Below are 12,748 nucleotides of genomic sequence, written 5' to 3'. Positions count from 1 at the left end.
GGTGCAGATTCTTGGCACGACAATGACAAATCTCGCACCATGCAGGTGCAAAAATGCAGATATGACACTCGGACTGAGCCCGGACGACCTACTGGTGCTTCTCGCGGTCGGTCGCACCGGCCGCTTCAACACCGCCGCCGACGACCTGGGCCTCAACCACACCACCATTTCGCGCCGCATCGCCTCGCTCGAGAAGAGCCTCGGCGGCCGTGTGCTGGTTCGCTCGTCCGGCGGCTGGGAGTTGACCGACCTGGGCAGACAAGCCCTCAGCGCGGCCGAGCGCATCGAGGCCGCGGTGAACGAACTGGCGCTCGACTCCACCGGTCAGCAGCAACTCGACGGCGTCGTGCGGGTCTCGGCCACCGACGGCTTCAGCGCATACATCGCGGCCCCCGCCGGCGCAGCGGTTCGCAGACGCCATCCTCGCGTGAGCGTGGAGATAGTCGTCGCGACCAGAAAGGCGTCGCAGATACGCTCGGGGCTCGACATCGAGGTTGTTGTCGGCAAACCTCAAGTTCACCGCGCCGAGGCCGTCCATCTGGCCGACTACGCGCTGGGTTTGTACGCCTCCCGAGAGTATCTACGTCAGAATGCAGTTCCCGAAAGTGCCGAAGATCTGGCCGAACACTCGCTCGTGTATTTCATCGACTCGATGCTGCAGGTCGACGAACTCGATCTGGCCCGCAAGCTCACGGTTTCCATGCGCGAGGCCGTCACGTCCACCAACGTGTTCGTCCACATCGAGGCAACGCGCGCGGGTGCCGGCATCGGCCTGCTCCCCTGCTTCATGGCTGAGCAGCACGACGATCTGATTCGCGTGTTGCCCGCTCACATCGAAGTCAGACTTTCGTACTGGTTGGTGGCTCGTTCTGAATCCTTGCGCCGCCCGGAAGTCGCAGCGGTGGTGACAGCTCTTCGAGAGACGGTGGATCGCAAGCGATCTCAACTCCTCGGCTCTCCCGGGGCGAACGAAGCGCTCAGTCCAGTGTCGAACGATGCTGGACGATGACCTTGCGCGCCAACTCGGCGATCTTGACGTTCATGTTCTGCGAGGTTCGCACCAGAATGTCGAAGGCCTCGTCGTCGGACACCCGATGCAATGCCATCAGCAGACCGACGGCCTGACCGATTTCGCGACTGCTCGCCAGGCCTCGCCGCAGCGAGTCGGCATCCTCTCCTCGGTTCAGCGCGGTGACGGCCACGGATGCAAACGATGCCAACATGATCGCGTGGTCGGCAACAGTTTCCGTGAATGCTCCCGGAGTGTCGGAGAAGAGGTTGAGGGCACCGAACTTCTGACGATCGACCATCAGTCGGAACCCCATCGAGCCACGAATGGGTGTCTCTGCCACTACTTTCCGAGCGAACTCGGGCCACTGATTCGGAGTGCGAAGATCTGACTCGAGCTGCGGCGCCTCCGTGTCGAGGGCGTCGATGCACGGCCCCTCACCAGTCGCACGTTCGAGATCGTCTGCATGCTCGGCGATCTCGTCGCTTGCCGCTACCGTGACGTTGGTGTTTCCCCGTCGCAGCATCAGGCTTGCGTGATCGCAACCGGGAATCAACTCGACAGCCGCCGAACAGATCGCGGAGTACACCTCGGCGCTGTCTGCGGCGGAGTAGAGGATCTCCGCCAACGCCGCGAACACTGCCGTGGGTTCTGTCAGTGCTTGGTCGCGCTCAGCCATCTCCATACACCTCGGGGTCTACCGTTCATCGAATTCTTCACCGAACGGTACAAACCTTACTTACTCGAGCGGATGGGGTCGCCGCCGCTCGCCGATTCCCGCCCGTCCGTCCCCTGAAAAGCTTCCGTGGCCGCGCGGTGATGCAGAGCCGTGACGGTGGTGATCTGCTTGGACACCAGGTCGTTGAGCTCGCGGTACTGCTCCTCCGTCTCCCCGGCCGGAATGTCTCTCAGGACCTCCCACATCGCACTCTTGCCGCACAGAGCGGTCCGCATGATCTCGAGAGTTGCCAGCTTCACGAGACGGTTGCGCCAGATGGCGTCGACATGGACGAGGCGCCTGATCCGATTGACCGTCGCGTCGATCTTGGAGTACCGCGGCAGAGATATGCCCTGGGTGTCCTCGATCAGTTGCAGCAGCTGCTCGATCTCGTACTCGAGCTCACCCGGCAACGAGTCCAGCTCACCGTCGGCCCACGCGCCGTACGAGTCCGAGAGTGACCGCGAGAGTTGCAGCCCTACCATCGCTCCGCACAGGTGAGTGACCAGATAAGCGGTGGCTATGTGTTCCTCAGCAGATCTCGACCGACTACCGAACATTGGGATCCTCCTGGGCGACGCTCGACCGGTCTGTGCTGACACGGGTGGTGATTCGACATCCGCCTACCCGCGACAGACCGAGAACAAACGACGGGCGACTCAGACCCGATCCGGCACCACGACGACGGGTTCGAGGATCTCGGCCCGAGACTCCGGCGCTGCGGCGCGCAAGGCGTCGGCCGACTCGTCGTCCGGCTGGGTCTGCGACTCGATCTCCGCTTCGACGCGCGCTCGGTACGTGTCGACCTCGCGCTCGACGGTGGCGGCATCCCAACCGAGAATCGGAGCAACCAATCCGGCAACCTGTTGCGCACAGTTGACACCACGATGCGGGTACTCGATTGCGATGCGCATGCGACGAGCCAGGATGTCGTCGAGGTGCAATGCACCCTCGGCCGCGGCGGCGTACACAGCCTCGACCTGAAGGTAATCGGGGGCATCTGTGATGGGCTGCAACAACTCCGGCGTCTGTCGGCCGAGTTCGAGGACCTCCGTGATGAGTGAACCGTAGCGGTCGAGCAAGTGCTTGACGCGATACGGATGCAAGCCGTACTGCTCGCCCAGTTGCACAGTCTGATTGATCAACGCGAAGTATCCGTCGGCGCCGACGAGCGGCACCTTCTCCGTGATCGACGACGCCACCCGCGCCGGAATGTCTTCTGCTGCGACATCGACGGCGTCTTCCGCCATGACCCGATACGTCGTGTACTTTCCACCGGCGATGGCGACCAGGCCTGGAGCCACACGGGCAACGGCGTGCTCGCGCGAGAGCTTCGACGTCTCGTCGCTCTCACCGGCAAGCAGCGGACGCAGGCCTGCGTACACACCGTCGATGTCGGCGTGCGTCAGCGGCGTGACCAGGACGGAGTTCACGTGGCCGAGGATGTAGTCGATATCTGCTTTGGTTGCCGCTGGGTGAGCGAGATCCAAGTTCCAGTCGGTGTCGGTGGTGCCGATGATCCAGTGACTGCCCCACGGAATGACGAACAGCACCGATTTCTCGGTACGCAGGATGATGGCGGCTTCACTGACGATGCGATCGCGCGGGACGACGATGTGTACGCCCTTCGACGCTCGCACCCGGAACCGTCCGCGCTGACGTGAGAGGGCCTGGATTTCGTCCGTCCAGACACCGGTTGCATTGATGACGACGTGACCCTTGACCTCCGCGGTACGGCCGTCTTCGCAGTCGCGAACACGAACTCCCGAGACCCGGTCCGCTTCACGCAGAAATCCCACGACCTGCGTCGACGTTCGGACGACCGCGCCGTAGTGGGCGGCGGTCCGTGCAACGGTCATGGTGTGCCGAGCGTCGTCGACGACGGTGTCGTAGTACTGGATGCCACCGGTCAGTGAACTGCGCTTGAGGCTCGGCGACATGCGCAGTGCGCCCGCCCGCGTCAAGTGTTTCTGGGAGGGGACCGATTTGGCGCCGCCCATCCGGTCGTAGAGGAAGATTCCCGCGGCCATGTACGGGCGTTCCCACACGCGGTGAGCCAGAGGGAACAGGAACTTCAGCGGCTTGACCAGGTGCGGAGCGAGCGTGGTCAGCGAGAGCTCGCGCTCACGCAATGCTTCACGAACGAGGCCGAATTCGAGTTGCTCGAGATAGCGGAGACCGCCGTGGAACATCTTCGACGAGCGACTGGACGTACCGGATGCGTAGTCACGGGCCTCGACCAACGCAACCTTCAGCCCGCGGGTGGCCGCATCGAGGGCCGCTCCGACACCGACGACACCACCGCCCACCACGACGACGTCGAATTGCTCGGTCTGAAGTTGTTCCCAAGCAGCTTCGCGCTGCTGCGGGCCGAGAAACTGCGCACCTTGCTGCTTACTCAACCCGGTCTCCTGTAAGTCGACGACGAATCCGTTTACAGGCTAGTAGCTTGATCCACATACTGCGACAGCGCACGGATTACTGCGAACACGCCCGAACCTAGGAGCACAGTGAATCAATACATCGCCGCCATCGACCAAGGCACGACGTCGAGCCGCTGCATGATCTTCGATCACGACGGCGCCGTGGTGAGCGTTGCGCAGAAAGAACACGAGCAGATTTTCCCGCGAGCAGGTTGGGTCGAGCACGATCCGGTGGCGCTGTGGATCAACACTCGGGAGGTGGTGGCCGGCGCTCTCGCGAAGGTCGATCTCACGCGGGCCGACATCGCTGCCGTCGGAATCACGAATCAGCGTGAGACGACCGTCGTTTGGGAACGTTCGACGGGTAAGCCGATCTACAACGCGATCGTGTGGCAGGACACGCGCACGGATCAACTGTGTGTCGAACTGGGCGGCGACGAGGGTCCGGACAAGTATCGAGACAAGACCGGACTACCACTCTCGACCTACTTCGCCGGGCCGAAGATCCGCTGGATTCTCGACAACGTCGACGGTGCGAAAGCAAAAGCGGAGGCCGGCGAATTGTGCTTCGGCACTGTCGACACGTGGATCGTGTGGAACCTGACCGAGGGCGTCCACGTGACAGATGTCACCAATGCGTCACGCACGATGCTGATGGATCTCGAGACCCTCCAGTGGGACGAATCGATCTGTGCGGATTTCGGAATCCCGATGTCGATGCTCCCGGAAATCCGTAGTTCCTCAGAGGTCTACGGCACAGGACGTCCACGCGGCAATCTCGCCGGTGTGCCGGTCGCCGGAATCCTCGGTGACCAGCAGGCAGCCACATTCGGCCAGGCCTGCCTCTCCGAGGGTGAAGCCAAGAACACCTACGGCACCGGCAATTTCATGCTTCTCAATACGGGCACGAAGCCGGTGCACAGCAAGCACGGACTACTGACGACCGTCTGCTACAAACTCGGCGAAGCCCCTGCCGTGTACGCACTCGAAGGTTCCGTCGCCGTGACGGGTTCCTTGGTCCAGTGGCTTCGAGACAATCTCGGAATCATTCAGAACGCCAAGGACATCGAGCCGCTCGCCGCAAGTGTCGATGACAACGGCGGCGCCTACTTCGTGCCCGCGTTCTCCGGGCTGTTCGCACCTCGGTGGCGACCGGATGCCCGGGGTGTCATCGTCGGCCTGACGCGCTTCGTCAACAAGGGACACCTGGCCCGCGCAGCGCTCGAGGCGACGGCATACCAGACCCGCGAGGTCATCGACGCCATGCGAGCGGATTCGGGAGTCGAACTGTCCGCACTGAAGGTCGACGGCGGCATGGTGGTCAACGAAACCCTGATGCAGTTCCAGTCGGACATCCTCGGAGTTCCCGTCATCCGTCCGGTGGTCAACGAAACGACAGCTCTCGGTGCTGCATACGCAGCGGGCCTCGCCATCGGTTATTGGGCCGATACCGAAGACATCCGCAACAACTGGGCCGTCGGCAAGACGTGGGAACCGGCGATGGACGAGTCCGAAAGGTCACGGCTGTACGCGGAGTGGAACAAGGCCGTCGAGCGGACGTACAACTGGTCCGAGTAATCACCCCGATCCTTCCATACCGGAAGAGCTGATCATGGTCGCCTATTGATACTCCTGAGGTATCAATAGGCGACCAAGTTGGTATTGGACGTGACCTACACCACTCTGCGAATCTCATTCAGGCACGCCACGTTTCGGCGCCGCGAATGTTGCAGAGAAAGGTCGCCACGCATGAGTTCACCCACTCGCAGTTCCGAGGAGATCAACGCCAAGGCGCGAAGAGCCGGTATCGCTTCGTTCATCGGAACCACTATCGAGTGGTACGACTTCTACATCTACGGCACTGCCGCTGCCCTGGTATTCGGCGACATCTTCTTCTCCGACACTCTCCCGAACGGAGTCGGAACTCTCCTCGCCTTCATCACGCTCTGGGCAGGCTTCCTCGCCAGGCCGATCGGCGGGATCATCTTCGGACACCTCGGCGACCGGATCGGACGCAAGAACACTCTCGTCATCACCTTGATGATGATGGGTGTCGCCACGGTCGGCATCGGACTCCTCCCCACCTACGCACAGGTCGGGATCTGGGCGCCGATCGGTCTGGTCACCCTTCGCGTCATCCAAGGAGTCGCGGTCGGTGGCGAGTGGGGCGGCGCAGTGCTCATTGCCAGCGAAAATGCACCGAAGGGCAAGAGCATCCTCTACTCCGCGTTCGCCCAACAGGGCTCACCCGCCGGAAATCTGTTGGCCACCATCGCGTTCTTCCTTCTGTCCTCGATGCCGACGCCGTCGTTCCTCCTGTACGGATGGCGCATCCCGTTCATCATCTCGGCGGTGCTGGTCATTCTCGGGATGATCATTCGCCTCAAACTCGAAGAGTCGGACGAGATGAAGGCCGTTCTCGCGCGCAAGAAGGTCGTCAAGCTTCCGCTCGCCGAAGTCTTGCGCAAGCATTGGGTACTGGTTCTCCTCGGCGCCGGCGCACTTCCCCTCGCCCAGGTCACCTATTTCAAGAACACCTTCGCATTGTCCTGGGCTACAAAAGAACTCGGATACGATCGAGGAACCTTCCTGGCCGCCATCGCGATCGCGCTCGTCGTGCAGTTCATCGTCCAACCTTTCGGTGCCGTCCTGGTCTCCAAGATCGACATGCGAAAAGCCATGTGCCTGATGGTGATACCGGAGTTCGTCCTCATGCCCGCCATGTTCTTCGCGATCCGAACCGGGAACTTCACCATCGCAGTCGTCGCGATGTGTCTGGCCACGATCCCGCACTCGATGTTCTACGGCGCCATCGCCGGCGTTCTCGCTCGTGCCTTCCCCGCCAACATCCGTTATACCGGTCTGTCGACGGCGTACCAATTGTGTTCCCTTGTCGTCGGCGGCGGAACTCCCGTACTGGCGCAGTGGATGCTCAACACGTCAGGCAATATCGTCGGGGTCGCGATCGTATCCGGGCTGTACGCCCTTGTCTCGCTGATCTGCACCCTGCTCCTGCTCCGACGTACCGGCTACAACGCGGGCGAACTCTCGACGGCCGAACAAGCGGACTACGACGAACTCGAACTCGAAAACACTCTTGTCAATACTGCGAACTCACCGAAGTCCGAAGCGGGTGAGATTCCTACCGGTCGGGCAACCGTCTAGGCCAGGGACGGCAGCGCCTGCTCGGACAATTTCAACACTTCGAGAAGAGCAGGTCTGTCGTCTCCCTCTCGCCAGGCGATACGCAGTTGAAGAGGAGGAGGTGGGTCCATGACCGGAACAAAGACAACATCAGGATTCACGATGCTCTGGGCCACCGAGGAAATGGTCAACGAGCATCCGATTTCCGCGGACACCAGCGCGATCAACGACATCGAATCCGGTGCCGTCTGCACGATGCGAGCCAGGAACCCTGCGTTCTTCGAGGCAGTGAGCAGAGACTCCCGCAGAATCGAACCTGGCTCCGCCGGAAGCGTCACCCAATTCTCGGACTCCAATTCGATCAACCGAACCGAGTCCCTCGACGCCAACGGGTGGTCTTTGGACATGGCCACCAGAAAGTTCTCCTCGGCGATCAATCTCGACGTGATCCCGAGCGGCGGTACGGTCCACCGCACCATCCCGATGTCGAGTCGTCGATCGAGCAGCATCAACAACGCCTCGTTCGCGAAAGCAGAACTGTCGAGCACGAATTCGATACCGGGATTGGTCTTTCTCACCAATTTCGCCCACCTCCCGACGAGCAGATGCGAAGAAGTCCCCGCGAAACCCAGGCGAACGCGACCTGTCGTTCCCTTGCCTGCCGCAGACACCGCGATCTCGGCCATCCGGCACGCGTCCAGAATCTCGCGCGCCGGAAGCAGCAGCGCTTCACCGGCAGCAGTGAGCCGCACAGTTCGAGTGCTCCGATCGAACAACGGCGAACCGAGCTGTTTCTCGAATTGCCTGATCGTTCGACTCAGCGGCGGTTGCGCAATCCGAAGCCGCTGCGCCGCACGGCCGAAATGTAGCTCCTCAGCCACCGCGAGAAATGCGTTGATCTGATGAATTTCCACCCGACATTGTTGCGCCACACCGGCCGAACATGTCAAGTTCCGAAACCGACCGAGTGCGCGAAAGAACAAGAAGAGGTACAGACGTGGACAAGACCCTCTCGATGAAAGAGGCCGTCGGCCGATACGTCGAAGACGGGATGACCGTTGCGCTGGAGGGATTTTCGCATCTCATTCCTTTTGCCGCGGCACACGAGATCATCCGGCAGGGCAGAAAGGACCTCACCCTCTGCCGGATGACGCCGGACATCGTTTCCGATCAACTCGTCGCCGCCGGCTGCGTCCGAAAGCTGGTTGCCTCGTTCTTCGCCAGTGGCTCCGCAGGTTCTCTGTACGAGTTACGCAGACGCATCGAGAACCAGGACCCGCTCCCCCTCGAAGTCGAGGAATACAGCCATTACGGCATGGTGTGCCGGTATCAGGCGGGAGCGGCCAGACTTCCCTTCTTCCCGCTGCGGTCGTACGCCGGTAGTGATCTACCCGCACTCAACCCACAACTGAGACTCGTCGAGGATCCGTACGGAGGCGGGAGCGTCTACGTTGTGCCGCCGTTGAATCCGGATGTGACGATCATCGGCGCACAGCGAGCGGACACGTCCGGGAACGCACAGATCTGGGGCATCGCCGGGGTGCAGCAAGAAGCCGTTTACGCCGCGAAGAAGGCGATCGTCGTTGTGGAAGAGCTTGTCGACGACGAGGTCATCAGGTCAGATCCGAGCCGAACTCTGATTCCCTCGCACGCCGTCGACGCGGTTGTCGTCTGCCCGCGCGGCGCGCACCCGTCGTACGCACAGGGATACTACGACCGCGATTGCGGCTTCTACCGACGCTGGACCGAGATTTCCAAAGACCCTTCGTTGCTGAGAAATTGGCTCGACGAATGGGTGTACACACTCGGCGATCACGACGAATATCTCGCCAAGCTCGGAGCCGACTACTGGTCGGATCTCGAGGTCGGATCAAAACTCTCCACACCTGTCGACTACGGGAGCAGACTGTGACCACCACGATTGTCAGCGGTAACACCACCTCCACCGAAACGATCGTCGCCGTCGCGGCACGCGAGTTGGCAGGTAAGCGCCGGGTCTTCGCCGGAGTCGGGCTCCCCACGCTCGCAGTCGATCTCGCGCGCCACACGTCGAATCCGGACGTAGAACTGATCTACGAATCCGGAGTGTGCGGCGCGCATCCGTCGGCGATGGCCGAAGGTATCGCCGACTCCGTCGTGGTCTCCGGCGCCGAATCCGTGCTCAGTATGGCCGCACTCTTCGGTTATGTCCTGCAAGGTGGCAACGTCGACGTCGGTTTTCTCGGGGCCGCTCAAATCGATCGAACGGGAAGCCTGAACACAAGTTTCATCGGTGACTGGAAGAACCCGACGGTCAGACTGCCCGGAGCAGGCGGGGCCGTCGAGATCATCGCGAACGCGGCCGAGATCTTCGTCGTGATGCGTCGCCACGACCTCAGTTCCTTTCCGGCCGCGCTCGACTTCTGCACCTCACCCAGCCCCGCCCGCGCCCACGCCAGCGGAAAGGGCATCATGCCGGCAGGTGCAGGAGTGACAAAGGTGTTCACCAACCTCGGTGTCCTGACACACCAGGGCCCCGGCGGCGAGTTGGAGCTGACCAGTGTCCACGAAGGCATCTCGGTCGATCAGGTGCGAGAGGCGACGGGATGGGATCTGGCCGTCGCCGACCACGTCACCGTCACCACCCCACCGTCCGGTACGGAGATCGATCTGCTCCGCAACACTATCGACAAAGTCAGGCTGTACCTGCGGTGACACTGTCCCGGAGCCTGCCGACGGCGTCGACCAGCACCGCTTCGGGATACGTCGCGAAACACAGTCGAGCGCTTCGACCAAGGTCCGCTTCGACCGCGAAGGCCGAACCTGGGACAAATGCCACGCCATGCGCGAGCGCGGCACCCAGGAATTCGGTGGTGTCGACGTCGTCGAGGAAATCCATCCAACAGAACATCCCGCCGCGGACCTCGGAAAAGCGTGCACGCCCACTCAATTCCGTCTCGGCGGCCGTGACCAACGCCTTCGCCCTCGCGCCGTACCCCGCTCGAAGCACGTCGAGATGCGCGTCGAACCATTCGACGTCGGAGAAGAGGTCTGCGGCGATCTGCTGGGTGAGCGAAGACCCGCACAGGTCAGCGCCTTGCTTGATCAGTTCGACCGCCTCGCAGACCTTTCGGTCGCCGTGCAGCCAGCCGACGCGCAGCGCCGGTGCCAACACTTTGGAAGCACTGGACAGCCGAATCACACTGTCCGACAACGCCGCCAGCGGTGCTGGCGGTTTCTCGCCGAAGTACAGTTCGCCGTACGGGTCGTCCTCGAGCACCCAGAACCCGTATCGGTCCGCCAGTGCCGCCAAGTGCGCTCGCCGCTGCGCCGAAAGCACCGCGCCGCGCGGGTTGTGGAAATTGCTCACGGTGTGAACAACTTTGGGCCGAAGACCGGCGGCGAGTTCCGTCTCGAGCGCGTCGGTATCCATTCCGTCCTCGTCCAGCTGGACCGGAACGAGACGGGCCTGCGCCGTTCGAAAGACCTGCAGCGCACCGGTATATGCCGGTTCCTCCACGACCACGACGTCACCGGCGTCGAGGAGGACCTGCGCGAGCAAGCTCAAACCTTGCTGAGAACCGTGGGTGATCACGACTTCGGACACGTCGAGTGTCCGCCCGATCTTGGATGATTCGCGCTCGGCGATCACCTCACGGAGGCGCCGCAGGCCTGACGTCTCGCCGTACTGAACGGACGAGGGGTCACCGAGTGCGTCGTGGGCTGCCTTCGAGATTCGCTCCCGCGGAATGAAATCGGGATCGGGCAGTCCGCCGGCCAAGCTGATGACGTCGGGCCGGGCAGTCAGGGTGAGCAGATCGCGAATTGCAGAACTACGGAGTCCGTCCATGCGAGCGGACAGCGCGGCGTGTGTCATATGAAGCTCCCAGGCACGCAGAATGAAGGTCAGAGGAAAACACCCTGAGCCGTCCTGGGTCAACGGGGCGGGAGAGCGCCGAGATACCGACCCTTGATTCGGTCGGTATCTCGACTATCCCACCAATACTTCAGTATGTGAAACAGAGTTCCCACATTGTAAGAAGACTCTGGTCGGTTGTCAGTCCAGGTCGTCGTGACGCATGAGCTGACGAGCAGCCTCGGTGATCGATCCGGTCAGCGACGGGTACACCGAGAACGTCTGCGCCAGGTCGTTGACCGTCAGGTTGTTCTGTACGGCGATCGCGATCGGCAGGATCAGTTCCGAAGCAGTGGGTGCGACCACAACACCGCCGATGACCACGCCGGTAGCCGGGCGGCAGAAAATCTTCACGAATCCGCGACGCAAACCGGACATCTTGGCGCGCGGGTTGGTGTTGAGCGGCAACATGACGGTGCGCGCAGGCACCTCTCCGTTGTCGATCGCTGCCTGCGAAACACCCACCGTTGCAATTTCGGGGCGTGTGAAGACGGCCGACGCGACGGTCTTCAGCTTGATCGGGCTGACGCCTTCACCCAGTGCGTGGTACATCGCGATACGTCCCTGCATCGCAGCCACCGACGCGAGCGGGAGCAGTCCGGTGCAGTCACCGGCGGCGTAGATACCGGAAACCGTGGTGCGCGAGACCCGGTCGACACGCAGGTATCCACCCTTGTCCAACTCGATGCCGACCCGCTCCAGGCCGAGACCGTTGGTGTTGGGGACGGAACCGACGGTCATCAGAGCGTGGCTTCCTTCGACCGTGCGGCCATCGGAGAGCTTGACGACGATGCCCTTCTCGGTGCGCTCGACGGCGTCCGCGCGGGCGTGCTTGACGAGGGTGACACCGCGCTCGGCGAGGGCGTCCTCGAGCACGAGCGCCGCATCGGCATCCTCGCCGGGCAGAACACGGTCGCGACTGGACACGAGCGTGACCTTGACGCCCATCTCGGTGTACGCGGAGACGAACTCGGCACCGGTGACACCGGAACCGACCACGACCAGGTGCTCGGGAAGCTCGTCCAAGTCGTAGAGCTGGCGCCACGTCATGATTCGCTCACCGTCGGGCTCGGCTCCCGGGATGATGCGGGGGCTGGCGCCGGTGGCGATCAACACGACGTCTGCGTCGATGGTCTTCTGCTCGCCGCTTCCGAGCGTCGCGCGAACCTGGTGTGCTGCCATGCCGAGGAGCGGATCGGTCAGTTCGGCGGTGCCGGAGAGAACCTCGACGCCTACCGTCTGCAACCGTGCGCGAATGTCCGAGGACTGGGACAACGCGAGACTCTTGACTCGGGAGTGGATCTTCGGCAGTGACACCGAAGCCTGCTCCGGATCCAGAGTGATGCCGAGGTCGGATGCACGACGCATGTCGGTGCGGATCCCGGTGGACGCGATGAACGTCTTCGACGGGACACAGTCGAACAGCACACACGCACCGCCGACACCGTCCGAATCGACCAGGGTGACCGTGGCCCCGTGCTGCGCGGCTACCAGTGCCGCCTCGTAGCCGGCGGGTCCGCCACCGATGATCACGATCCGGGTCATGTGTCCTCCAAGTC

Annotated in this window: 11 protein-coding genes; 5 read left to right on the top strand and 6 right to left on the bottom strand. The window is 62.4% G+C overall.

Features of this window, described 5'->3' with window-relative positions:
• Window positions 1–61: 61 nt before the first annotated feature.
• The gene (locus G9U53_RS01150) at window positions 62–1,009 is read left to right on the top strand and encodes a LysR family transcriptional regulator (protein ID WP_165638228.1); all 948 of its coding nucleotides are present in this window, start codon (window positions 62–64) and stop codon (window positions 1,007–1,009) included.
• On the opposite strand, the gene G9U53_RS01145 is transcribed toward G9U53_RS01150, so the two are convergent.
• From G9U53_RS01145 to G9U53_RS01135, 3 genes are all read right to left on the bottom strand, one after another.
• Window positions 978–1,694, bottom strand: coding sequence for a GAF and ANTAR domain-containing protein (locus tag G9U53_RS01145; RefSeq protein WP_003940742.1), 717 nt, complete (start codon window positions 1,692–1,694; stop codon window positions 978–980). The two genes, G9U53_RS01150 and G9U53_RS01145, sit on opposite strands and share 32 nt — an antisense overlap.
• A gap of 50 nt (window positions 1,695–1,744) precedes the next feature.
• The gene (locus G9U53_RS01140; protein WP_003940921.1) at window positions 1,745–2,287 is read right to left on the bottom strand and encodes a hypothetical protein; all 543 of its coding nucleotides are present in this window, start codon (window positions 2,285–2,287) and stop codon (window positions 1,745–1,747) included.
• Between the two features lie 99 nt (window positions 2,288–2,386).
• Window positions 2,387–4,129 (bottom strand): glycerol-3-phosphate dehydrogenase/oxidase, encoded by a 1,743-nt coding sequence (locus G9U53_RS01135; RefSeq protein ID WP_003940825.1) that lies wholly within the window; start codon window positions 4,127–4,129, stop codon window positions 2,387–2,389.
• 108 nt (window positions 4,130–4,237) lie between these two features.
• Between G9U53_RS01135 and glpK the strand changes: the two genes are divergently transcribed.
• Together glpK and G9U53_RS01125 are read left to right on the top strand one after the other, a co-directional pair.
• The gene (glpK, locus tag G9U53_RS01130; protein WP_007727296.1) at window positions 4,238–5,728 is read left to right on the top strand and encodes a glycerol kinase GlpK; all 1,491 of its coding nucleotides are present in this window, start codon (window positions 4,238–4,240) and stop codon (window positions 5,726–5,728) included.
• A gap of 171 nt (window positions 5,729–5,899) precedes the next feature.
• Window positions 5,900–7,315, top strand: coding sequence for an MFS transporter (locus G9U53_RS01125; RefSeq protein ID WP_064443409.1), 1,416 nt, complete (start codon window positions 5,900–5,902; stop codon window positions 7,313–7,315).
• Here the strand turns inward: G9U53_RS01125 and G9U53_RS01120 are convergent.
• Window positions 7,312–8,208 carry a LysR substrate-binding domain-containing protein gene (locus G9U53_RS01120; RefSeq protein ID WP_030535055.1) on the bottom strand — a complete coding sequence of 299 codons (897 nt, stop codon included), beginning with the start codon at window positions 8,206–8,208 and terminating at the stop codon, window positions 7,312–7,314. The two genes, G9U53_RS01125 and G9U53_RS01120, sit on opposite strands and share 4 nt — an antisense overlap.
• 83 nt (window positions 8,209–8,291) lie before the next feature.
• On the opposite strand from G9U53_RS01120, the gene G9U53_RS01115 reads away from it, so the two are divergent.
• Together G9U53_RS01115 and G9U53_RS01110 are read left to right on the top strand one after the other, a co-directional pair.
• A complete protein-coding gene (locus tag G9U53_RS01115; RefSeq protein WP_003940930.1) occupies window positions 8,292–9,206 on the top strand; it encodes a CoA-transferase in 915 nt (304 codons plus the stop codon).
• A complete protein-coding gene (locus G9U53_RS01110) occupies window positions 9,203–9,988 on the top strand; it encodes a 3-oxoadipate--succinyl-CoA transferase subunit B (RefSeq protein ID WP_003940707.1) in 786 nt (261 codons plus the stop codon). Before G9U53_RS01115 ends, G9U53_RS01110 begins: the two co-directional genes overlap by 4 nt.
• Here the strand turns inward: G9U53_RS01110 and G9U53_RS01105 are convergent.
• Window positions 9,969–11,150: a PLP-dependent aminotransferase family protein gene (locus G9U53_RS01105; protein WP_165638227.1), complete on the bottom strand. Its 1,182-nt coding sequence runs from the start codon at window positions 11,148–11,150 to the stop codon at window positions 9,969–9,971. The genes G9U53_RS01110 and G9U53_RS01105 overlap by 20 nt on opposite strands.
• A gap of 180 nt (window positions 11,151–11,330) precedes the next feature.
• Complete coding sequence (locus tag G9U53_RS01100; RefSeq protein ID WP_003940987.1) at window positions 11,331–12,734, bottom strand: NAD(P)H-quinone dehydrogenase; 1,404 nt, start codon at window positions 12,732–12,734, stop codon at window positions 11,331–11,333.
• Between the last annotated feature and the right edge of the window lie 14 nt (window positions 12,735–12,748).

The organism is Rhodococcus sp. D-46, from assembly GCF_011290655.1.
Taxonomy (GTDB): Bacteria; Actinomycetota; Actinomycetes; order Mycobacteriales; family Mycobacteriaceae; genus Rhodococcus_F; species Rhodococcus_F qingshengii.
The sequence above is the reverse complement of the archived record's forward strand: the minus strand, read 5'-3'. Positions and strand labels throughout refer to the sequence as shown.